The 22047-nt window shown below is 52.0% G+C and carries 20 protein-coding genes; 8 read left to right on the forward strand and 12 right to left on the reverse strand.

The window, feature by feature from the left end; all coding sequences use genetic code 11:
* Nucleotides 1-434 precede the first annotated feature (434 nt).
* Nucleotides 435-674 carry a hypothetical protein gene (locus ACN4EG_RS22835; RefSeq protein WP_431632535.1) on the forward strand — a complete coding sequence of 80 codons (240 nt, stop codon included), beginning with the start codon at nt 435-437 and terminating at the stop codon, nt 672-674.
* Here the strand turns inward: ACN4EG_RS22835 and ACN4EG_RS22840 are convergent.
* Entirely contained in the window at nt 669-1301 is a 633-nt protein-coding gene (locus ACN4EG_RS22840; protein WP_431632537.1) for an IS110 family transposase, read from the reverse strand. The genes ACN4EG_RS22835 and ACN4EG_RS22840 overlap by 6 nt on opposite strands.
* A gap of 398 nt (nt 1302-1699) precedes the next feature.
* Between ACN4EG_RS22840 and ACN4EG_RS22845 the strand changes: the two genes are divergently transcribed.
* The 7 genes from ACN4EG_RS22845 (at nt 1700) to ACN4EG_RS22875 (ending at nt 9090) form a co-directional block, all read left to right on the forward strand.
* Nucleotides 1700-1993 (forward strand): type II toxin-antitoxin system HigB family toxin, encoded by a 294-nt coding sequence (locus tag ACN4EG_RS22845; RefSeq protein WP_431632538.1) that lies wholly within the window; start codon nt 1700-1702, stop codon nt 1991-1993.
* Nucleotides 1994-2006: 13 nt separating this feature from the next.
* Nucleotides 2007-2384, forward strand: a complete 378-nt coding sequence (locus ACN4EG_RS22850) for a helix-turn-helix domain-containing protein (RefSeq protein ID WP_431632540.1) — start codon at nt 2007-2009, stop codon at nt 2382-2384.
* A 565-nt stretch (nt 2385-2949) separates the two neighbouring features.
* Entirely contained in the window at nt 2950-4785 is a 1836-nt protein-coding gene (locus tag ACN4EG_RS22855) for an LIC_10190 family membrane protein (protein WP_431632541.1), read from the forward strand.
* 193 nt (nt 4786-4978) lie between these two features.
* Nucleotides 4979-5491: an adenine phosphoribosyltransferase gene (locus ACN4EG_RS22860; protein ID WP_431632542.1), complete on the forward strand. Its 513-nt coding sequence runs from the start codon at nt 4979-4981 to the stop codon at nt 5489-5491.
* Complete coding sequence (locus ACN4EG_RS22865; RefSeq protein ID WP_431632544.1) at nt 5481-6680, forward strand: ABC transporter permease; 1200 nt, start codon at nt 5481-5483, stop codon at nt 6678-6680. Before ACN4EG_RS22860 ends, ACN4EG_RS22865 begins: the two co-directional genes overlap by 11 nt.
* A gap of 395 nt (nt 6681-7075) precedes the next feature.
* Nucleotides 7076-7387: a hypothetical protein gene (locus tag ACN4EG_RS22870; protein ID WP_431632546.1), complete on the forward strand. Its 312-nt coding sequence runs from the start codon at nt 7076-7078 to the stop codon at nt 7385-7387.
* Between the two features lie 491 nt (nt 7388-7878).
* Nucleotides 7879-9090, forward strand: a complete 1212-nt coding sequence (locus ACN4EG_RS22875) for a GAF domain-containing sensor histidine kinase (protein ID WP_431632548.1) — start codon at nt 7879-7881, stop codon at nt 9088-9090.
* 134 nt (nt 9091-9224) lie between these two features.
* On the opposite strand, the gene ACN4EG_RS22880 is transcribed toward ACN4EG_RS22875, so the two are convergent.
* The 11 genes from ACN4EG_RS22880 to ACN4EG_RS22930 form a co-directional block, all read right to left on the reverse strand.
* Nucleotides 9225-9563: a 2-phosphosulfolactate phosphatase gene (locus tag ACN4EG_RS22880; protein WP_431632550.1), complete on the reverse strand. Its 339-nt coding sequence runs from the start codon at nt 9561-9563 to the stop codon at nt 9225-9227.
* Entirely contained in the window at nt 9487-9957 is a 471-nt protein-coding gene (locus ACN4EG_RS22885; RefSeq protein WP_431632553.1) for a hypothetical protein, read from the reverse strand. Before ACN4EG_RS22885 ends, ACN4EG_RS22880 begins: the two co-directional genes overlap by 77 nt.
* Before the next feature lie 117 nt (nt 9958-10074).
* Nucleotides 10075-10653: a hypothetical protein gene (locus ACN4EG_RS22890; RefSeq protein ID WP_431632555.1), complete on the reverse strand. Its 579-nt coding sequence runs from the start codon at nt 10651-10653 to the stop codon at nt 10075-10077.
* Between the two features lie 167 nt (nt 10654-10820).
* Complete coding sequence (urtE, locus tag ACN4EG_RS22895; protein WP_431632557.1) at nt 10821-11576, reverse strand: urea ABC transporter ATP-binding subunit UrtE; 756 nt, start codon at nt 11574-11576, stop codon at nt 10821-10823.
* A gap of 75 nt (nt 11577-11651) precedes the next feature.
* Nucleotides 11652-12407, reverse strand: coding sequence for an urea ABC transporter ATP-binding protein UrtD (gene urtD / locus ACN4EG_RS22900; RefSeq protein WP_431632559.1), 756 nt, complete (start codon nt 12405-12407; stop codon nt 11652-11654).
* On the reverse strand, nt 12367-13563 hold the full coding sequence (gene urtC, locus ACN4EG_RS22905; RefSeq protein WP_431632561.1) for an urea ABC transporter permease subunit UrtC: 1197 nt from the start codon (nt 13561-13563) through the stop codon (nt 12367-12369). The genes urtD and urtC overlap by 41 nt, the downstream gene beginning before the upstream one ends.
* 42 nt (nt 13564-13605) lie before the next feature.
* Entirely contained in the window at nt 13606-14955 is a 1350-nt protein-coding gene (locus ACN4EG_RS22910) for an ABC transporter permease subunit (RefSeq protein ID WP_431632563.1), read from the reverse strand.
* A 237-nt stretch (nt 14956-15192) separates the two neighbouring features.
* The gene (gene urtA / locus ACN4EG_RS22915; protein ID WP_431632565.1) at nt 15193-16503 is read right to left on the reverse strand and encodes an urea ABC transporter substrate-binding protein; all 1311 of its coding nucleotides are present in this window, start codon (nt 16501-16503) and stop codon (nt 15193-15195) included.
* Nucleotides 16504-16847: 344 nt separating this feature from the next.
* Nucleotides 16848-17471 (reverse strand): urease accessory protein UreG, encoded by a 624-nt coding sequence (ureG, locus tag ACN4EG_RS22920; protein ID WP_431632567.1) that lies wholly within the window; start codon nt 17469-17471, stop codon nt 16848-16850.
* 143 nt (nt 17472-17614) lie between these two features.
* Nucleotides 17615-18937 carry a DUF58 domain-containing protein gene (locus tag ACN4EG_RS22925; RefSeq protein WP_431632569.1) on the reverse strand — a complete coding sequence of 441 codons (1323 nt, stop codon included), beginning with the start codon at nt 18935-18937 and terminating at the stop codon, nt 17615-17617.
* A 3-nt stretch (nt 18938-18940) separates the two neighbouring features.
* On the reverse strand, nt 18941-22047 hold a 3107-nt coding region (locus ACN4EG_RS22930), incomplete at its 5' end, for a hypothetical protein (RefSeq protein WP_431632571.1).

Raw genomic sequence — 22047 nt, forward strand, 5'->3', positions numbered from 1 at the left:
CTTCAATGAATACCTTCTCAATCAATTTATTCACAAGTTAGAGCTTGACCCGACTTCGATTAAATCACATCCCAACTACTCAACCCTCTGTGAACACGGCATCATCGCCGCTTAATTTTGTCCGGAGTATTGTAATTTTATAGTCGATTTAGAAGATGATATTACTGAAGGCTCGATCGTACCGTTGCTGGAATCCTGATAAATCACTCTAAAGGAACAAAATCTTTGCAATTTGGCTGCTTCGATCGGATTCTCTGAGTCGATTCCGTAATTTGTTCCTTGAGATTGTGTGAGCTTTTGCAGGCTTTTCTAATTCCATTTTCCAAACTAGATTTGCCTACGATGCTTCGTCCAAGATACCACTGCAACAGAGATAATTGCGCTCAAACCATTATTGAATCGGTATGATGAACTGGAAGTTTGCATGAATTTGTATGACGATCGCCTCTGTCATCGGTGAAGCTGCGATTGAAGAAAATCTAAAACAGTTTCTCCTCGTTCTGTCTGTTTCCTTAAGCGTAGCGACACTTCCCCAGGTCTTTAGTTGGTTCCGTCGAATTCCTTACACATTATTGTTAGTGATTGTCGGATTGGGATTAGCGTTCGTGGATGTGCGTTTAGTAAACCTCTCCCCACCGTTAATCTTGTCTATTTTCTTGCCACCGCTGCTATAGGCACCCGGTCTTGCCAGCAGCGAAATAGAATACGAATCCATCTTGCTGCACTGCACTCAAACTTGACCATTGAGTCAGAAAGTCACAGAATACGAACGTATCGCTATGCTCGAAACAATCTATCACTTGCGGAAAGTACCCTTTGAGAACATCGACCAGTCGGTTGGTGGTACGTCCAATGTCTTCAATTAATGTGCGTCGCCATTCTACAAGCGCTTGTAGTTGCCTGAGCCGGGGGCTGGCTGGCTGCCATACCGTCAGTTTGTCTCGATGTTTTTGAAGCAATTCGACTTGCAATTCTGCATCCGTTGGGTCGTCTTTGGCTCGACTCGGTGTAAAGGCTTGACGGTACTTGGAAACCGTTTGCGGATTGACTGGATACAGTACGAAAAACTCATACTTGCACAAAGCATAGATTAAAGGGCCTCGTTTCTGTTCTAGACAGACTGCGATCAGCTGTCCTCCATAGCGCTTTCGCAGTTGCAGTGCCCAGGCTTCGATCGCTTCGGGTCGAGCACCGATCACTTCCTGTTCTTGGGTTTGAGTCATACAATCATACAGACAGATATCGTGCTTTTGGTCTGCCCAATCTATACCAATCAGAGCGACATAAGAAAGTTCACCCATGGAAGCTATCCTCCGAAACGAATCGGTCATCATAAGAGGTGGTTTTCATCCCAGTCGTCAAGCGAAAGTATTATGGCAGACATCACAATCTGTCCCTGAGGATTCGTTCATTGAGGACTAGGAACCTGGTCAGTGCGACAATATGTTAGTAGTCATCTGACTGTCGCCCGTTGCATAGTCGTCACTGACCTCTCCTCTGTTATAGGCAATTCTGATGCCTCCCGTATTGCTCTTGTCTACCCATAACTTCACGGCAGCGGATGGGCCGAAGTCGCTGGGGCTGAGTTCAAGGTTATTTGCCGCCGCTCAGCCAGAACGTTAGGCTTAATCTTCAAGAGAGATAAATACATTTCAAGCGCCTCTTGATCCCAAGATGGGAACAAAGTATAATTTTGAGTATGCGTATCATAGCCCGCAGTACCCTCCGCGACTACTGGGAGAACCATTCAGATATCGAAGATGCCCTGAAAACTTGGTATTACGACGCATCTCGTGCGGATTGGCAAAGTCCAGCCGATGTTAAAGAAGCCTATCGCAATGCAAGTATCATTGCGAATAATCGAGTTGTCTTCAATATCAAAGGCAACAAGTACCGCTTAATTGTGGCGATTCGCTACGACATCGGGATTATTTTTATTCGCTTTATTGGAACTCACACTGAGTATGACCAAGTTGATGCAGAGACTATCTAGAGAGGATTCACTGATGGAATTACGACCCATTCGGACTGACGCAGATTATCAGACAGCCTTGAAAGAAATTGAGCAGCTATTTGATGCTGCTCCCGATACCCCTGAGTTCGATCGTTTAGATATTCTCAGTACGTTAGTCGAAGCCTATGAAAAGACGATCTACCCGATCGATTTGCCTGACCCAATTGAAGCGATTCAGTATTATATGGAAACACGCGAATGGTCACGACGAGATTTAGAATCTTGTATTGGTAGCCGAGCACGAGTCTCAGAGATCCTATCTCGTAAGCGCTCTTTGACCTTAGATATGATCCGAAAGCTGCATGATCAATTGGGCATTCCAGCCGAAGTCTTGATCCGGCCTTATGAGTCGTTACAATCTCCAGCCTAACACATGCCCTGAGCCTCACTAAGTTAAGCAGGAATGTGAAAATACACTTCTACCATTGTTACTAGTCCACATACAAGCATAGTAATCTAGTGATTCTAAACTAGATTACCCTAGCATTGTTAGAGTCGTCACTGACCTTTCCTCTGTTATAGGCAATTCTGATGCCTCCCGTATTGCTCTTGTCTACCCATAAACCGCGCTGCACCGGAACGTACTAATATGATTGGTTGAGTTGCATAGGGTGTTTGCGTCCGGTGAGCGCGACCGTTCTAGAGATCGAGTACCCTCGATCGAACGCAGCCCACAATCCTTACAGATCCACTGAATCGGTTTGCAACAGGGGATGTAGCTTGCTTCCCGAAGGATGGATGGTTCGCCAAGCATTCATTGGTCAACGAGAGTTCCCATCTGATTGTCAATCAGCTTTAAAAAATCGATCGAGTCTCATCAAGCCTTCGTGTATTTGAGTAAAGGCCGTCACTCAACTCATCCGATCGGGCCATTAAACGCTAAATTTTGTAGGGGATGCATTTAGCGTGTTTTTGGCCTTAGAGAGGTGACACAGATGCTCTATTTTATGGTGACGTGGTTTCTGTTGGCGATCGTCTGCTGCACGATCGGAACCGGACTCCTAACAGACTTAAACATTCAAGCTTTTCCAAAACTCAGCGATCGAGCGATCGTGGCCACTTGGCTGGGCCTAGTCCTCCTGAGTGTGACCTTGCTGGTCGTCTCCCTGCTGTTGCCCCTAACGCCCTGGGTGGGGTTGGCCGTGGCTGGCCTTTGGTGCAGCGTCAGCTTGCTCAGACAAAACCCGCGATCGCAACTGCACCAACTAGGTCAACTCCTCCGTTCCCAGGGCTGGATCTGGCTGGGACTCGCCGCGATCGCCGCCACCGTCACCAATGGCTCAGTCGTCTGGCACGACACCGGCTACTACCACTACAGCGTCCTGCAATGGCTAGGACAATACGGATCCGTCCCCGGCATCGCCCTGTTGTTTAACAACCTCGCCTTCACCTCCGCCTGGTTTGCCCTAGGTGCGCCCCTCAACCCCGCCGCCTTAAACGCCCAAGCCAGCGCCGTCACCAACGGCTTTGTCCTTTGGTTGGGACTGTGCCATGCCGTGCTGGTGTGGCCTCGGGTCTGGCAGCGGCGCGGCACTTTGGCCGATCACTTCATCGCCCTGTATCTGCTAGCGGCCCTCCTGATCGCCTGTTTCACCAGTCCCCTCAACTCCATCACCGTTTCTCCATCCCCCGACGGCATGATGCTATTCTTCATCGGCATCGTCGCCTGGGCCATGCTACAAACCGCCGCACCGCCTGAGATCGTGCCGTCGATCGTTTCCGATCGGTCAGCCACCCGCGCCACTGACCCAATGCTGATCGATCCCTGGGCCGATCCCCCCGCCGATCCCCCCGCAGTCGATCGCAGCATAGTCAATCACGATAGAGTCGATCGCTCCGATTCCCGTCTGGTAGCCTTGGTGCTGGCAGCGGGTACCGTAACGATGAAGCTCACCGCCCTCCCCGTCCTCGCGATCGGTTTGGTGTTTTACCTGTGGCAGCGGCCCTTCCGCTGGGGCGATCGCCTTGCGGGAGTCGCCGCCATGGTTGCCGTCCTATTCCCCCTAGTTTCCGCTAGCCTTGTCACCTCCGGCTGTCCGCTCTATCCCTCCTCCTTACTTTGCTTAGACGTTCCCTGGTCACCCACCACGCAAAAACTCACCCAAGTCGCCCAGGGAACCCACGGCTGGACAACCTGGTATGGCCCTCCCCCTACAGGCGTACATCCCTGGCTCTGGGCCTTGTGGAACTGGTTCATGTCGTCACCGAAGGAGCAAATCACAGCCCTCGCGATCGTGTTGGCCTTGGTAGGCGCGGTCTATCTCTGGAAGCGCACCGATCCCAAAAGCGTGCGATCGGAACTGTGGGTCAGTGCTTTAGGCGTCGTGGGGATTGCTTTCATCATGACCACGTCGCCCTTTTTCCGGTTCAGTGTGCCCTATATTTTGGTGCTGCTGGCCTTGGTCAGTGCTGTCTGGTTGCATCGCTGGCCCGGTCAGTTCTGGCAGATGGCGTTACCCGCTAACCTCAGCAATCCAGCTCCGATTGTTCTGTTTATCGCTGCCTGCGTCACCGCGATCGGTCTAAAAAATGCCGCCGGATGGCAAATCCTACTGCCCCCTCAGATGAAAAACGACTCGCAGATTGTTGTCCGACAAACCAACGGAATTCTGTACTTTGCACCCAGAAGCGGCGATATCATCGAGAATCCCAACCAGCAGAAAGACATGTGCTGGGCGGCTCCCCTGCCCTGTGCCTACGAAATTCCCCAGGATGTGTACCTGCGAGATCCCCAGCAAGGCATTGCCGGGGGATTTGTGCGGCGACGCTAGACGTTTTCTCGGGATTACTTTTTCTAGGTATTATTTTTTAGACAACGCTTAGGCATGATTTATTTGCTGCAAATCCCCTGGGGGCAAATCCTTCGGGTATCTTCAATATGGTTCAAAATAGTGCAGGCTCTCTCTGAACCGTTGGGCCTGGATTGTTAAGCCAAGTTTTATTCTCCAACCATTGCCTAATCCCATGGATATTAAAGCTCTGATTCGCGATATCCCTGATTACCCCAAACCGGGAATCCTCTTCCGCGACATCACGACCCTACTGCGCGATCCCCAAGGCTGGCAGTATACGATTAACACCTTGGCGGAAAAATGCTCGCCCTTCGAGCCGGATTACATTGTCGGCATGGAATCCCGTGGTTTTTTGTTCGGAACCCCCTTGGCCGTTCATCTGGGAACTGGTTTCATCCCCGTCCGCAAGCCCGGCAAATTGCCCTCAGCCGTCTACTCCGTCGAGTATGAGTTGGAATATGGCACCGATCGCCTGGAAATGCACCAAGATGCCATTACCCCTGGTGCTAAGGTGCTGATTGTGGATGATGTCATTGCTACGGGGGGCACGGCAGCCGCCACCGCCCAACTGGTGCAGCAAAGTGGGGGCGAGCTGGTGGGTTTTGCCTTCCTGGCAGAACTGACCTTTCTGAATGGTCGCAGGAACTTACCCGATGTGCCGATCGTCTCGCTGATTGAGTACTAGACTGAAGGGCAATACGATCGGAGCCTACCTGCAACGGGCATACCCCGCCAGGTTTGGGGCAAAATCCCCCGATCGTCGGCCTTTAGTCCGAGAAGTTCGTCTGAGAAGTTCGTCTGAGAAGTTCGTCCGAGAGTTTGCATCCATGTCTGCTTCTACAACCGCCTTCGATCGCTTCCTGCGTGCCACGTCGGATGCGCTGACCAGTGATACCACCATCTACATTGTCAAACGCTTACTACAAGCGGCTCTGACCTTGTTGCTAGCCTCCATGCTGTGCTTTTTGATTATTCAACTGGCACCGGGGGATTATCTGGACGCCCTACGGGAAAATCCCCGTATCTCACCGGAACGATTGGAGGAGTATAAACGGCAGTTTGGTTTGGATAAACCCTGGGATCAGCAATATTGGCTGTGGTTATGGCGGATTATTAGCCAAGGGGACTTTGGCACCAGCTTTGTTTATAACCGATCGGTGATTTCGCTCTTGGTAGAACGGGTGCAGGCCACGTTGCTATTGGCGATTAGCTCTCTAATCGTCACCTGGGCGATCGCTATTCCCATGGGCATTGTCGGCGCAGTTTATCAGCAAAAATGGATCGATCGCGTATTGCGCGTCCTGAGCTACATCGGCCAAGGGTTGCCTAGTCTGATTGCTGGTTTGTTACTACTCGTTTTTGCCCAAAATACCTCGCCACTCTTTCCCGTGGGCGACATGACCAGCATTGACTACGACGACCTAACGCCGTTGGGTAAAGTAATTGATATTGCATGGCATATGGTATTGCCGACGATCGCCCTCAGCATTACTAGTTTTGCGGGATTGCAGCGGATTACGCGGGGGGAAATGCTGGACGTACTGCGCCAAGACTATATTCAAACTGCCCGCGCCAAGGGACTGCCGGAAAATAAGGTGATCTATGTCCATGCGCTGCGGAATGCGGTCAACCCGTTGATTACTCTGCTGGGCTTTGAGTTTGCGAGTCTGCTCAGCGGCGCTTTTATCACGGAAAACTTTTTCAACTGGCCTGGATTGGGACGGCTAACCCTGCAAGCTGTGCAGGCCCAAGATTTGTATTTAGTCCTCGCCAGTTTGATGATGGGTTCCATCATGCTGATTTTTGGGAATTTGCTGGCGGATCTCCTGCTGAAGTTTGTCGATCCGCGAATTCAACTTTCTGACATGAACTAGACGTCCTAGGCGATCGATCTTCGTTTGGGTCACGAATCATGGTGTCAGAATCATATGGCGTCAGAATCATATGGTGTCAGAATCATAGCGTCACGAATCACAGGGCATCACCAGTCAGTAGCCTGAACAACCACCCCTTCCAGAGCAATCTTGAGGGGGAATGGATCACGGTCGTTCCCCTTTTTGTCCAAAATCGTGAATGGATGTAAAGGATTCTGTTGAATCTTAGGGCTTCACGGCACAATGAAGACAGCCTTACCCCTTCACTCACTTATCCTTTCACTCACTTAACCCTTCATCCCCCCTTCACCCACCCTTTTACCCACCTACCCACCCTTTTACCCACCTACCCCTTACATCCCCCCTTCACCCACCCAATCAATTTGAGGTAATGCATGTCCGATCGAATCTGGTATGTGATGCGCTCTCGGCGGGATGGTCAGTATTTAGCGGCTTACCCCAAGGTGGCGGAAGGAACGGCTCGATCACCCGAAAATGGTTATGTGCTGTTATTCAATCAACATGCGGATGCGTTAAGTTATATTAATCGATTTGCGCCGGAGTTGGGCAGTACGGTGGCGGTAGAGTCAATGGTGAACCATCAGTTATCGGCCTTGCTGGAGCGCTGGTCTTTTAAAGGGGTAGGGATTGTGGAAGACCCTTGGATGCCCCAAGTTCAATTTGCGGTACGTCAAGCAGAATTCTAAGTCCTAGTGGACTGATGACCTTAAGGAGTCGAGTAGGTTACTAGAACACTTATCACTGGAACACTTATCACTAGAATACTTGTCACTAGAACACTTATGAACGGTTAGGTGTCTAACTGTTTGCCTAAGCTGAGCCCTTCGACATCTCCGCTGCTTGCCTCAGATTCCTCTAAAAGGGTCATGCATGAGCAAGGTCTGAAAAAGGGTAATGGTGCGAACTCGGGGAAAATCCAATCTTGCTCTATAATTTTGCTTTATAGGTTCTTGCTTTATAGGTTCTACCGTAGGAAGTTGCTACAATGCGGAGTGTACTATACGGTCATTTTATCGCTGCGCTAGATTACTAGATGTAGTGTTTAGTGACTGAAGGGGTCGCAGGATACAAGATTTTTTAAAGATTGTTGTCAAGGCCACAGGACTTCGTTTTAGCTGCGTGATCAAAGGATAAAGTTTGCTAAATGCAGAGTGATCTCAGACAAGTCATATTCTGTGTGCGAGACAGTTTAGATGAGTTCAAAATTTGTGAGACGATCGTTCTCACTTGTGTGGACGCTTTGGGCCTAGTGAACTGCGAAATTCTGCTCTGCAATACCGATCGCACCTTGGTGACTGCACAGTATTCCTACTTGCCCCCTTCTCAGTTTCCGGAACCCCATTCCCGTCGGGTCGTTCGTGTGGATTTTCCCATTGGGCGCACGATCGCAGAGATGGATACCCCCCAGACAGGCTTCACCCTTTCCGGCTCCAGTACCCATCAAGCTTGGTTCACCATGCCCATCCTAGATGTCTCAGGAAAATTGGGCGAAATGACCCTAGTCCGCCCTACCAATCAAGCCTTTACAACCGAAGAACAAGATTGGCTAGAACAGATTGCAGCGGAATGCGCGATCGCCATTCGTCGGATTCGTTTAAATCAAATTATCCAAACCCAGACGGTTGAACTCAAACGATTGTCTCAACTCCAGGACAACTTTCTCAGTACAGTGTCCTACGAATTGCGGATTCCTTTGGCCAACATGAAAATGGCCATTCAGATGATCAGTCTCGCCCTTAAACCTAACGAAACTGAAGAGAATGAGAATTTAACACTCTCGCCGAAAATGTTTAGTAAAGTGCAACGCTATCTGGAAGTGTTGCAAAAAGACTGCGATCGGGAAGCAAAGTTAATTCAGGATCTCTTAGATTTACAGCAACTAGATACAGATACGCTGTCATTGTTAATCTCAGTGATCCAATTAGATGAATGGTTGCCCTATGTTGTTAATCCTTTCTTAAAACGGTTTCTAGAATGCAATTTACGCTGTGAAGTCAGCATAGAGCCCGAGTTACCGCCCTTAATGTGCGACCAGATTAGTCTGTCTCGTATTATGGTGGAACTGTTAAGTAATGCCTATCGCTACACCCCCGTGGGCCAACAAATCGTGATTTCTGCCAAACAAGTCAAGGATGAGGCCGAGGAAGAACCTCGCTTGCATTTGCAGGTATTTAACGCTGGCGTAGAAATTCCCAGAGAGGAAATTCCGCGAATATTTGATAAATTTCACCGTGTTCCTAAGCTAGATATCCGCAAACAAGGGGGAACAGGACTGGGTTTAGCGCTGGTGCAACGATTGGTGGCTCGTCTGGGGGGACGGGTGTTATTAGAAAGCAATCCAACAGGCACCCTGTTTACGATCGAGCTGCCGTTCCAAAGTCAGGGCTAATGAACCGCGTTGCAAGTGCTTAGGGATTTGCAAAGAAATAATATCCCCTCTTCATTCCCCTACCCTCCTACCCCTTTACTCGCCTACCCCTACCCAATTGGGATTTTATTGATGCGCTGTTCCCTTAGAGGCTCTTAATCCACATTTTTGATAAATGCGCCATCGATGAGCCGAGGCGCGTTGTTGCTCACGTCTAATTCCGCAGATAAGTCAACATCGCGGGGAAATCCACGTTGGATCAATTCTCTCCCAGAGCCACATTGCTGTAGGAGTGGCTTCAGGTTGCTGTGGACGCTTTGATAGGCCAGCATAGCGGCTTGGGCTTCCGGTGACAATGACCCCTGTAAATTCTTCCCCTGCAAATGGCTGATAATGGCCCCCGCCCCGATCCAATCTTCAAAGGATGGACGCAGACTTCCATTGGGCCAATGCTCTCCGGCGGGGATGACCGCAATTCGGGTTCCATAGGTCATGGCTGCGCGAGCCACCGATCGGCCATTGCGAAAACAGCCCGCTAAGGTAGGGGGTAGGCTGGGCCGCTAAACTCAGGGGGGCTCCATTGGCAGAGGGTAGGACAAGGCGAGTCCCTGACGGAATGGTTTGCAATGACGTGGGAGATAGGGAATATCCCGGATGGCCTCGTTTGCTGGCAAGTTGCGCCCCGATCGTCGTGGCAAAGACCTGAGCAGAGTCATCTTTCCACGCATAGGGAAAGACCCTTGCACCTTGCTGAGTTGCAATTTCGATGCAAGTTGAGAAAGACAGGACATCGACAATCACGACGACATCGCTAATCGAGGCTAATTGCGCAACGCCCTCCGGCCCCCATTCACAGCGGATGTCAAACTCAGCTTGATCGAAGTACATAGACAGTTCAGATAGACGATTCAGATGGAGAAACCAGCCTGCATCTCTAGTTGAAGTGCGCTCCAGTTAAATTTCGCCCTAAGCGCGTCTAGCAACGAACCTCAAACTTTCTGTGGATTAACGATTCTTATGCATGACTGAATAGACCTTGTTCATTGCCTGCTGAACTCTGGTGTAGCTGGGATCTTGATAAATCCGTTGTTGAATGGATTCCAACTGACGATATATCAACTGCATTTGGGTTTCGCTGCGAATGGTGCCGAGATACTGTTGAAGCTGACGTTGCTGTACCTGTAACTGTCTCACCTGGCTGGAATAGGGCAGGCGACTTTCCAGCTTTTGCATGGCTGCTTCAAACTCCTCCGGTGATTTGACAGCTCGTAGGGTTTGGTCAAACTTGCGCATTTCCGCGAGTAATTCATCCGGTACGCCATCCCGGTTGCGATCGACACTTAAATCGATCGGCTTGACCGACTCCGTATCCACCTTACATTCCCGATCGAGGCTACGAATTCCTTGGCCTGGAATTTCGATATAGCAAAAGGGGCGATCGACAGAGGTTGAGGGGCGAGGGGGCTTGCGTACTGTACGACCAGACTGAGCAAGCGCTGCTTCACTCACTGTGACCGCCATGACTGCAAAGGACAGCAGAGCCAACAATCTAGTCGGGAGAACGTGGGTAGGGAGACGTTTCATAAAGGTTGAATCTAAACTTCAATCTACATCTACTACCTACACCGATTGAGTTATGCAGTACGGAAAATCTCCCACGGCTTTTTTATGATTTTTAGCTTGCTTGCTCCATGGCTTGGGGGGGCACCTGCGTCGGGTTGTAATGACCTGCTGCGGGCAAATTTGCTGGCCTACACCGCGAGGAACTGCTGAATCACTGCTTTGCTCAGTTCGCTGGTGGGGCCAGAAGCCACAATGCCGCCCTTCTGCATGGCGTAGTACCAATCAGCCTTGCGGACAAAGTGTAAATGTTGCTCGACTAGCAACACCGAAATTCCCCGCGTTTCCACGACCCGGCGCACTGCATCCTCGATATCCAGAATAATCGACGGTTGAATGCCTTCCGTGGGTTCATCCAGCACTAGCAGTTGCGGCCTGCCCATGAGAGCCCGTGCGATCGCCAACTGCTGCTGTTGGCCTCCGCTCAAGTCCCCGCCCATGCGACCCAGCATCTTTTTCAGGACGGGAAAGAGCTCAAAAATGTCATCGGGAATCTCCTTCGATCGGGCATAGCGGTTGCCTAGGGCTTCTAGGCCGATCAGCAGATTTTCCTTCACCGTCAACTTGGGAATAATTTCCCGGCCTTGGGGCACGTAGCCAATGCCCATTCTGGCACGGCGATCGGGCGAAGCTTGCCCAATGGCTTGGCCATTAAATAGCACTGAACCACTGCGGGCTTTCAGAACTCCCATCACCGTTTTCAATAGCGTCGTTTTACCCACACCATTGCGGCCAATCAAACAGACCATTTGGCCCGGTTGTACAGTCATATCCACATTACGCAAAATGTGACTTTCGCCATAGTAGACATTTAGATTAGACACTTGGAGGGTGGGTGGGGTACCAGCTTGACCCACATTTCGCAATATTTGGCTTTCTGCTTGCATGGTGATTGTTCCTTTGGCGATCGAACCTTTGGCGATCGAATGTGCTCGAATTGTCTGACGATTCCCCGTTGTCCCCTAGTCCTCGTCGTCCTCTTGATTGCCTAGGTAGACCTCAATGACCCGAGGATCGGACTGCACTTCATCCATCGTCCCCTCACAGAGTACTGTTCCTTCGTGGAGAACCGTGATTTTGCGGGCAATTTGTCGGACGAATTCCATGTCATGTTCAATGACCAGAATGGAATGGTGGGCAGAGAGGGCCAGGAGCAGATCGCCCACCTTTTCCGTTTCCTCATCGGTCAGCCCTGCGACGGGTTCATCCACCAGCAGCAAGTCGGGGGACTGCGCCACCAACATACCGATTTCCAACCGTTGCTTTTCCCCGTGGGATAATAACGCCGCTGGGCTATTGGCCTTACTGAGTAAGCCCACAGTCACCAACAGTTGCGCGATCGCGTCCTTGTCGCCTGTTTTGGGTTTGCCCCAGAGCGTAGTCCAGAGGTTCTTTTGCTTGTTGTAGGCCAATTCCATATTGTCCCGCACGGATAGGTTGAGATAGACCCGTGGGGTTTGAAACTTGCGGCCTACGCCAAATTGAGCGATCGCGAATTCCGGCATTTTGCGCAGATCGCGCCCTTTAAACCGGACATTGCCTGTTGTGGGTTGCACTTTCCCCGTAATTACATCTAGAAAGGTGGTTTTACCCGCCCCATTCGGCCCAATCACGACGCGCAATTCTCCAGCATCCATGCTGAAGGTCAAGTTATTCAACGCTTTGAAGCCATCAAAACTAACCGTCAGATTCTCGATTTCCAAGAGTTTCCCGCTCATATTGCACTTCCGGATCGGTTTCTAAACTGGGATAGGTCATGATTTGGCTGCGGCCAAACAGCGATCGCAGTAGATCGCGGCCTTGGGTGGTGAGCCAGCCGACAATACCACTGGGTAAGGCTGTGACGACGAGGAGGAACAACGCCCCTTGGAAAAATTGCCACACTGCCGAAAATTGTTCACTTAGCAAGCTCTTGGCAAAGTTGACTACCAATGCGCCCAGAATTGCGCCTGCTAAGGTTGCTCGTCCGCCCACCGCGACCCAAATCACCATTTCGATCGAAAAGGCAATGTCCATGGCATTGGGTGTGATAATGCCCGACTGCACCGTGTACAACGCGCCGGAAATTCCTGCCAACGCTGCGGACACTGCAAACACTAACACCTTAAAGGCCGTTGGGTTATAGCCCGAAAAGCGCACCCGAGGTTCATCATCCCGAATCGCGACTAGCAGTTTGCCAAAGCGGCCACTGGTGAGCCAGCGACAGAGGGCATAGGCCGCGACTAAAAAGACGACCGTTAGGAAATAGAACCATCCTTGCACCGAGGGCGAACTGGCCACCTGACCAAAGAGGGTGGCGGTATCCGTTTTGAGGCCGTTGGTGCCGTTGATCAGTTTTTGCTGTCCGTTGAAGAAATTGAAGAAAACAATCAACGCCGCCTGGGTCAGGATGGAGAAATAGACGCCGCGAATGCGGTTGCGGAAGACCAAGTAACCCAATACAGCGGCCAACAGCGCAGGAACCACAATCACCGCAAAAATGGTAAACGGGAGGGAATAAAACGGCTTCCACAGAAGCGGTAATTCCGTCCCCCCGTACAGTGTGATAAATTCCGGCAACTGTCCCGCTGGAATTTGCAACTGTAAGTACATGGCTAGGGCGTAACCCCCTAGGGCAAAAAATAGCCCATGGCCCAGGCTCAGAATGCCTGTGTAACCCCAGATTAAATCAATGCCCAAGGCTGCGATCGCCAAGGCCATGAAGCGCCCCAGCAATCCCACCCGGAAGGACTGTCCCGTGATATTTAAAATGCCGGGAACCAATACTAAAACCGCGATCGCTAATCCAGCCACAATGGCTATTTCCACCCAAAGCCGCGATCGAGACTTGCCAGGGGGAGGAGTTTTGGGTGATTTCTCAACAATTGTTTGCACGGCTATATCCCAGGAGTTATCAAAGGATTCATCAACAGACGTCTAAGCATCCACTGTTCGGCCTTTTTGGGGGAAGAGTCCCGCCGGACGAACTTGTAGAAAGACAATAATCAATGCAAAGACCAACACCTTCGCCATACTGATGGTTGAGAAAAACTCAAAGAATCCCGAAACTGGGGCGATCGGTTTAAACAACGTGACCAAGCTACCGGAACCAATGATGTAGTTAGACACGCCCAAAACGAGGGCAGCGACAATACTGCCGACCAATTTACCAACACCCCCCACTACGACCACCATAAAGGTATCAACAATGTAGGTTTGTCCAGTGTTAGCGCTGACGGAACCTAGCAAACTCACGGCACAACCTGCGATCCCCGCCAAGCCCGATCCCAAGGCAAAGGTCAACGCATCGACCCGCTCGGTTGGAATTCCTAAGCAAGCACTCATGCCCCGATTTTGCGTCACCGATCGAATGCGTAACCCCCAGTCGGTTTTATTGAGAAATAAATAGACGGCGGTTAAGGCTGCAAGAGACAGAACAATGATGAAGGCATCGCGGTAAGGTAACCCGGATTGGATATCGCCCATTTTGATATCCCAACGTCCCCTTAACCAGGTCGGAGCCGTCACATTCTGGCCTTGGTTACCAAACCAAGGTCGTATCCAAGTGGGCTGAACCTTACCCCAGTAATCACTAATATTCCACGCCAGGGCAGCAGCAGCAATCAAGGCAATGCGACTCAGGCGTTCACCGATCCAAGGTTCATCCCGTTGCGCCAAACTTTTCCAGCCGCGATAACCAAGGAGGCCAAAAACGACGATCGCCAGTAAGACCTGCAGCCCCACTGCTCCAACGAATTGGGTCGTAACAAAGACCGCTGCCGCTGCCAGTAGCGCATCCAGCCCCAATACCCCGATCGATAGAGTCCGATTTTGCAAAATTCGATCGCTGAGGGGTGTTTTGCTAAACAGCAGTTGAATGCCAAAGAAAACGGCGCAGAAGGCACCAATGCCAATGACAAACTGCCAACTGACACTACGGACAAACTGTTGCAAAATCAAGCTGACGCCCCAAGTGGCCAGCAAAGTTTCCAACGGTCGCCCGTAGAGAAATCTCACCACACCGCGTTCCAAGACCAAGCCAAATAAAGCGGTAACAAGGAATGCAGCAAGAATGGCGGGGAAGATGTAGAAGTCAAAGAAGGGAGTTCCTTTCAATGCATTTTGAACGACTACGGTGGTGTAGGCTCCCAGCATCATCAATTCACCGTGGGCCATGTTAATCACACCCATTAGGCCAAAGACGATCGCTAAGCCCAGCGCCGCTAGGAGCAACACTGACCCATTGCTGAGTCCACCAAAAAATGCATCAAGCAAGCCAGAGAACAAGAGCCTATCCTCCTTAAAACGGAAGAACTGGATATCGAAGAAATGGATGCAGACTGGAATGCCCCTCCTAGGTCAACTCCGAATGAGCTTGGAATTGCGTAGAGAGAGGCACCAGTCGTTATTGTTTACTGATTTGAGCGATTGCAGAGATGCCTGCGATACATTTGCCTAGCGAATACATTTGCCTAGCGAATACTACGATCGCTCAACCCATCACATGACTAACCCATCAGACGATTAGGCTGCCTTGAATTTGCCACCCTTCGCAGGATCAGACCAGTCGCAGGAGAAGCCCTTGGTTTCCGCAACGAACTGGTTCCAGGGTACGGGTTTGACGGCTTCCTTCGTTTCGAAGACGATCTTGAAGAGACCATCTTCAGCCACTTCCCCAATCCGCACAAACTTCGACAAGTGGTGGTTGGATTCCAGGGTCACTTTGCCTTCCGGTGCATCAAAGGTTTGACCGTAGGCCGCCTTCTTCACTTTGTCCAGATCTTCAAAGGTGCCTGCTTTTTCCACCGCCTGTTTCCAGAGGTAGACCATGATGTAGGCCGCTTCCATGGGATCGTTGACCACGCGGTTTGCACCGTACTTAGCCTTGAACGCTTCCACAAATTTTTTGCTGGCGGGGGTATCGACGGTTTGGAAGTAGTTCCAGGCCGCGTAGTGACCTTTCAGATAGGGCACGCCGATCGCTTGCACTTCTTCTTCGGCGATACTGACGGACATGGTGGGATATTTATCCGGCCCCATGCCTGCGGCTTGCATTTCCTTAAAGAAAGCAACGTTGGTGTCTCCGTTCAGGGTGTTGTAAATCACGCCCCCGTTAGGTAGAGCCGCTTTGATCTTGGCGATCACGGGTTTAACTTCGGTGTTGCCGAGGGGAATGTAGTCTTCTCCAACGGTTTTGCCACCCTTAGCAGCCAGTTGCGCCTTAATAATGGTGTTGGCGGTTTGGGGGAAGACGTAGTCAGACCCAACAAGGAAGAATTCCTTGCCTTTATTTTCCAGTAGCCAATCAACGGAGGGCTCAATCTGTTGGTTAGGAGCAGCTCCGGTGTAGAAGACGTTGTTGGAGCATTCCTGTCCTTCGTATTGCACCGGATACCACAGCAGGTGCTTCTTGGACTCGAACACGGGCAGCACAGCTTTACGGCTGGCAGAAGTCCAGCAGCCAAAGACCGTGGCGACTTTGTCTTGATCGATCAACTTTTTAGCTTTTTCAGCAAAGGTGGGCCAAGTGGATTGACCATCTTCGGTGATCGGCTCAATTTGCTTACCGAGGACGCCACCGGCTTTGTTGATTTCTTCGATCGCTAGCAATTCAGCATCCACGACGCTCTTTTCGGAGATGGCCATCGTGCCACTGAGGGAATGGAGAATACCGACTTTAATGGTGTTGCCACTACCACTGGCTGCGGGGGAAGCGCCTGGAGAGGTGGTAGAGCTTGGGGTGGGGGTGGGGGCTGAACAAGCTTTCAGCAGTAAACTACCTGCTGTGGCGGAGCTAAACAGGATAAACTCACGCCGCCCAAATTGCTTTGTCATTGTTTCAACTTGCTCCTCACAAAAGGATGGAAATCAGGATGCAGAAGTGATTAACTGAGGTCGCATCCTCAACATGCTAGAACTGCATATCTCCCAAAAATGTATTCTCGTACACAAAATCCCTAGGTTTTGGGTATTAAATGTGACTGAGATTACGGAAAATGCGTGATGTTCGACCCTGCGGAAGGGTAGCTTTTTGTCTAGCTTTATTCGCATTTATTGAAACATTGGCATTTGCTGACATATTTCAGCAAATACTGTAACATTCAGCGATCGGGCGTTGGAAATCGAAGCTTGGCGATCGAACGCTGGCGGACTATCAATCGATTGGAATTTAAGGGGGATCACGCGATCGGCTGAGCCAGGGTTTGGGGGTGCAAGTGGGTGGTAATGAAATGGATGACGGAATCGAGTCCCTCCTGGGTTTTGAGATTGGTAAAGCTGAAGGGTTTGTCGCCACGCATCCGACGGGCATCGCGATCCATCACGTCCAAGCTAGCGCCGACGTAGGCTGCGAGATCAATTTTATTAATGACTAAGAGATCGGATTTGGTAATACCGGGGCCACCTTTGCGGGGAATTTTGTCACCGCCTGCTACATCAATGACATAAATAGTCAGGTCAACCAGTTCTGGACTGAAGGTTGCTGCCAAATTGTCACCACCACTTTCGACGAAGATAATATCGAGGGTTTGAAAGCGTTGTTCCAAGTCTTCGATCGCGGCGAGGTTCATGGAGGCATCTTCGCGGATGGCAGTGTGGGGGCAGCCTCCGGTTTCCACACCGAGGATGCGATCGGCGTTGAGGGCTTGGCTGCGGACGAGGAATTGGGCGTCTTCTTGGGTGTAGATATCGTTGGTGACGACGGCGAGTTGATAGCGATCGCGCAATCGTTTGCACAGGACTTCGACGAGGGCGGTTTTTCCGGAACCGACGGGGCCTGCGACTCCGACACGTAGGGTACTCATGGAGATCTACACTCCTGCAATCACTGCAATAACTGAAGCTAGTAATCCATGCATATCAGAACGGGTACTGATCTTCAAGCCATCTGGCAGAAATCGTAAGGATTAATTTTGATTGTTTGATGTTATGGGGAAACTCGATCGCGCTAAAGCTGATTACGGAGCTTGAGTTGCAGGTAGCGATCGATGAGTTGATCGGTGATTTGATCCGCTGGGGCGTCTAAGACTAATACGCCTTTTTGCTTCAACTTTGCAAAGGCCACTTGCCGCTGGTTGATCAGATCTAATGCGACCGCACGGGCATAGTTTTCTGCAACCTCGATGCTGAAGGTATGGGCTTGGCGATCGATTTCGCTATCCCGCAGCGCAACGCAAAAGGGTAAATAGCGCGGAGCCAGTCGTCCCATGGCATTTAGCAATTCCATCGATGCAATGTCATCAACAATATCTGTAATCACAACAATGAGGGCGCGGCGATGTTGTTGCTGGGTGATGGTGTTGATGGTGCCGAGATAATCAGGTTCGATGAAATCCGGCTGGATGGGGGTGAGTTGTTCTAGTAATTGCATGAGTTGCCGATCGCCCCGTTGCGGCGGAATCCAGGTGTGCAAGGCCCGATCGAAGACACCCACGCCCACCCGATCGCCCCGTTTCAAAGCAGTTAACGCTAGGGATAGGGTCGCATTTAAGCCCCAATCAAACCGCTGCAACCCATTGACCTGGGCCGTCATCAAGCGTCCCCGATCGAGCAGAATAATCAGGGTTTGTTCCTGCTCCGGTTCTAGGACACGCACCAAGGGGCGATCGCGCCGTGCGGTGGCTTTCCAGTCGATTAAGCGGGGATCGTCGCCCGTGGCATAGTCCCGCAGTTCTGCAAATTCCGTACCCATGCCCATGCGGCGATTTTGCCGGATGCTGCCCGTGGCCTGGAGTGCCAGCCGAATTGAGAGCGATCGCAGCCCAATTAAATCCGGGAAGACCTCCACCGGGGTCGATTCCGCCACCGTCCAATCCAACCAAACCAGCTTCCAGTTGCTCAGTTGCCGCACGGCAATTTTGCCCCAGTTGTAGGATCCGCGATAGGTGGGTTTGGCTTGGTAGGTGAGATCCTGGGATTCCTGGGGAGCGAGTCTAGCTTCCAAGGTGTCCTGGGAGATGGTGAAATGCGATTGGGGATAGGCATCGCGAATTTGCACGATCGCCTCGCGATTTTTAGCACGAACGGTTAGAGTAATGGGATTATCCCGTCCGATCGACAGTCGAGAGATGGGCTGCCGCATCACCTCAACCCGCTGCGATCGACTACGAAGGCCATCAATGACCACAGCTCCCAACACTGCAAAATCGTACAGTAGTAGCAATAGTAACGCCAATCCTAGTCCCGCTTGTCCCGGCCAAAGCAAAGCTAACAGGGTGGTGATGGCGACTCCGAGAATGAGTAAACCGTAGACGCGAAGGGTGGGGATCATGGACTACTCCCAGGCATCGAGTTCGTTGACCCAGTATTGCACAAAGGCGATCGCTTGGCTGCGACGGGCTTCGAAGGTGGCGGCGATCCAGATGAGCAGGAGCCCGACGAGAATGCCCAAACCCCAGAGCAACAGGGAATAGTCGCTAATAAATAGCCACAACTGCCGTAGGACTTTTAACATAAACATGACGGTTCCCACGTAGAGGTAGGCTCTGACCCGGAGTCCCAGTCCTGCGAAGATGAGTCCGAGTCCTAACCCGATCGTCAGTAGCCCTTCCAACCAACTTTGTTCCGATTGTAAAAAGGCAGTTGTGCAAAATAGGCCCACGGCTAGGCAGCGAATCCAGTGGCGTTTTTCTTTGTCATCCTGCGATCGGAGGCTGGGGTCTACCTGCACGATATACAACAGGCTCAAACTTAGGACGGACACGTACCACAACGGATCTTGAAATTGCCATTGCAGGAAGAGCCGAAACAGTCCCCAAATCGCAAAGAATAAGCCGAGGTAACTGACGCGAATTTGCTGGGTGATGGCGGCGAATCCGGCATAGAAACCGCCGCTGAGGAGCAAACTGGGCACGTTAATGGTTAACGCAGTGAGCAATGGGACGGCTGTGGGCAAAATCAAGGCGCAGTGACGCCAAGGCCGATCGTCCCAGCCCCAGCGCCGCCAGGGAATGGCATAGGTCACAGCCGCAACAAGGGCCGCGATCGCGCCCCCCCAATTCCAGATCACCGTATCGGGCAACCATTGGTAGAAAAGATAGCCGATCGCGGCCCAAGCTTGCATGACGCCGGGATAAGTCCAGTCCCTTTCCTGTCGCCCTTGGGTAATGGCTTGGGCTGCTAAGACGGCCATGAGTCCAGCCCAACTGTAGCCTGCGGTGGCGCTGTGGGGTAACGGTAGCGCTAGGATGGCCAGCAGGGTGCCCAAGCCCCAGTGGAGATGCATGAGGGCGGTGATTTCGGAACTGGTGAGATGGCTGTAGTTGACCAGGGGACGCAGCAGCAGCCGATAGCCGATCGTCAGGGCGGTGGCGAGTCCGGCAAGGAGAATGACGGCATCACCGATTTGGCCACCGGGGGGCGCTTGGGAGATTTGATAGAGCAGTAATTCATAGGCTCCAACGGAAAAGCCAATGATACCGAGATAGCTCAGGGCTTTGAGAGAAGATTGGCGACGACCGACGGTGAGGAATGGAATGGTTGCCACGATCGTCCACAGTCCGGTGAATTCTGTGAATTGCAGGTGGATTAGCAGCAGGGCGAAGCTGGCAAAGCTGAGGGGGAACCAATGGAAGGCGGATTTCCAGGGAGGCGGAGATGTTTGGTAGCGGGGGGCATTGCGGAGAAAGTCCCCGGCAATTTGCATGACCCAGGCGATCGCGAGATTGCTAATAATCCGCATTTCTAGAGGTGCGTGGGTCAGTTCGGCAAGAAAGGCGATCGCGAGTTCGATCGACCAGCCAAACCCTAAGAGGGCCAGGGTGGTAATGCCCTGGGTCATGCGCAGTCCGATGCCCACTAAGACTAATCCCGTGGCAAGGATGAATTGGTTGGGAATGTTTTGTTGCTGCGGTGAGAAGGTGAATAAATAGGTTGCAATCAGAGTCAGCATCAAAATGACAAAGGCCGTTAACACGATCGCCCAACCGTTGGCAGCTCTGGCGTAGAGGATTGATAAGGGTTGGCCTAGAGGTGTTTGAAAAACAGCGAGAATAGCCTTTGGAGAAGTGCTATTGAGATCGCTGGTGGAATTGCTGACGGGATTGCTGATGGAGTCGGGGCTGGATTGGGAGCGGGGCGATCGTAGGAAGCGTTGCCGCAGCAGCCATAACCCGATCGAGAGGCCCATGCACCACACGAGGAACCATTCGCTCAATGCCATAGGACTGAGTTTAAAGAAGCCTGCGCTGAGGCAGGTCATGGCTGCGCCGAGGGTGAGGGCGACGGGCAGGAGGTTGCGGAGGATTTTGGCGTTGAGGGCCATTAAGGGGGTGACGATCGCGGTGCAGATGAGGAAGGGATCGAGTTCAAAGCGGGTGAGTCCCGGTGCTAAGACGAGGGCGAGGATGCTGAGGCTGCTGGCTTGTCTGGGGTAGGGGAAGTTGCGCGATCGGGTCAGTCCCCAGAGCAGGGCGGGAGCGGCTAACCAAGCCAAGCTCCAGTAAGGGTTGCTGGCGTCGGCCCAGACTGCGATATTGAGGAAAACGTAACCGATCGTGGCGAATCCGAGGCCCATGTACCAGGCGCTGGTTTGCCAGGGCCCTTGGCTGCGGAGGCATAGTGCCCACTCAACAACCATGGTGGCGAGGCAGATGGTGGCCCAGACGGTGCTGTCTAAGCTGGGGGCGGCCCAGATGATCCAGGAGAGTCCGGCGAGAATGCTGAGGCTGTGGGTGGTGTGGATTTTCCAGGGGGCAATGGGGCGGTTTTGCCGCGATCGCAGGTAGAGGAGGACGGCGAGTAAGAGGGCGGAGAGGGTGAAGTAAAGGGCGCGGACGAAGGGATTAAACAGTCCGGGGAATGCTAGGGCGATGCCCCAGGCGATCGTAATTTTTTCGGTGAGTTGGGCGAGGTGGGGTTGGTTTTGGCGTTGTAGATATTGCGCGAAGGCGATCAGGCCGAGCAATGTGATGAAGAATCCGAGGCCGGTCAGTTCCCAGGCTCCCAATTCGAGTTCGGCCCAGCGGGAGATGGTGGCCATGAAGGAACTGCGGAAGCTGGGGGGGAAAAGGATGCGTAGTAATGTGTAGGTTTGCAATCCGACCACGATGAGGCCGACGGTTTCTAGGTTACGCCACGATCGGGTGAGGCGTTGCCAGAGCAGGATCAGTCCGAGAAGGCTACAGCCGAGGGCTTGCCAGAGTTGGCCATCGGTGACGGCGACGAGCCAGCCGAAAAATACGAGGCTACCGCCAATTTGGGGCCAGAGGGGTCGGGGCAGGGTGCGGTTTTGGTGGATGAGGAGCCAGCCGCAGAGTCCCAGGCCAAGGCCGAAGTGGCTGAGGGGGATGTGGGCGGCGAGGGTGGCGCGTCCGATTAGGAGGAGGGTGGCGAAGGCGATCGTCAGTTTGCCGGGGTCGGTGGAAGGGGTGGAGGGGTGGG

Origin of the sequence: Alkalinema pantanalense CENA528 (assembly GCF_050753345.1) — a bacterium.
Taxonomy (GTDB): Bacteria; Cyanobacteriota; Cyanobacteriia; order Leptolyngbyales; family Leptolyngbyaceae; genus Alkalinema; species Alkalinema pantanalense.

Bases quoted from the DNA above. Each gene is read 5' to 3' on its own strand.
- urtD (WP_431632559.1), bottom strand. From the start codon at position 12,407: ATGAGCGGGAAACTCTTGGAAATCGAGAATCTGACGGTTAGTTTTGAT.
- ACN4EG_RS22850 (WP_431632540.1), top strand. From the start codon at position 2,007: ATGGAATTACGACCCATTCGGACTGACGCAGATTATCAGACAGCCTTG.
- urtA (WP_431632565.1), bottom strand. From the start codon at position 16,503: ATGACAAAGCAATTTGGGCGGCGTGAGTTTATCCTGTTTAGCTCCGCC.
- ACN4EG_RS22925 (WP_431632569.1), bottom strand. From the start codon at position 18,937: ATGATCCCCACCCTTCGCGTCTACGGTTTACTCATTCTCGGAGTCGCC.
- ACN4EG_RS22885 (WP_431632553.1), bottom strand. From the start codon at position 9,957: ATGTACTTCGATCAAGCTGAGTTTGACATCCGCTGTGAATGGGGGCCG.
- ACN4EG_RS22835 (WP_431632535.1), top strand. From the start codon at position 435: ATGACGATCGCCTCTGTCATCGGTGAAGCTGCGATTGAAGAAAATCTA.
- ureG (WP_431632567.1), bottom strand. From the start codon at position 17,471: ATGAGTACCCTACGTGTCGGAGTCGCAGGCCCCGTCGGTTCCGGAAAA.
- ACN4EG_RS22845 (WP_431632538.1), top strand. From the start codon at position 1,700: ATGCGTATCATAGCCCGCAGTACCCTCCGCGACTACTGGGAGAACCAT.
- ACN4EG_RS22860 (WP_431632542.1), top strand. From the start codon at position 4,979: ATGGATATTAAAGCTCTGATTCGCGATATCCCTGATTACCCCAAACCG.
- ACN4EG_RS22890 (WP_431632555.1), bottom strand. From the start codon at position 10,653: ATGAAACGTCTCCCTACCCACGTTCTCCCGACTAGATTGTTGGCTCTG.
- ACN4EG_RS22855 (WP_431632541.1), top strand. From the start codon at position 2,950: ATGCTCTATTTTATGGTGACGTGGTTTCTGTTGGCGATCGTCTGCTGC.
- urtE (WP_431632557.1), bottom strand. From the start codon at position 11,576: ATGCAAGCAGAAAGCCAAATATTGCGAAATGTGGGTCAAGCTGGTACC.
- ACN4EG_RS22840 (WP_431632537.1), bottom strand. From the start codon at position 1,301: ATGGGTGAACTTTCTTATGTCGCTCTGATTGGTATAGATTGGGCAGAC.
- ACN4EG_RS22870 (WP_431632546.1), top strand. From the start codon at position 7,076: ATGTCCGATCGAATCTGGTATGTGATGCGCTCTCGGCGGGATGGTCAG.
- ACN4EG_RS22880 (WP_431632550.1), bottom strand. From the start codon at position 9,563: ATGACCTATGGAACCCGAATTGCGGTCATCCCCGCCGGAGAGCATTGG.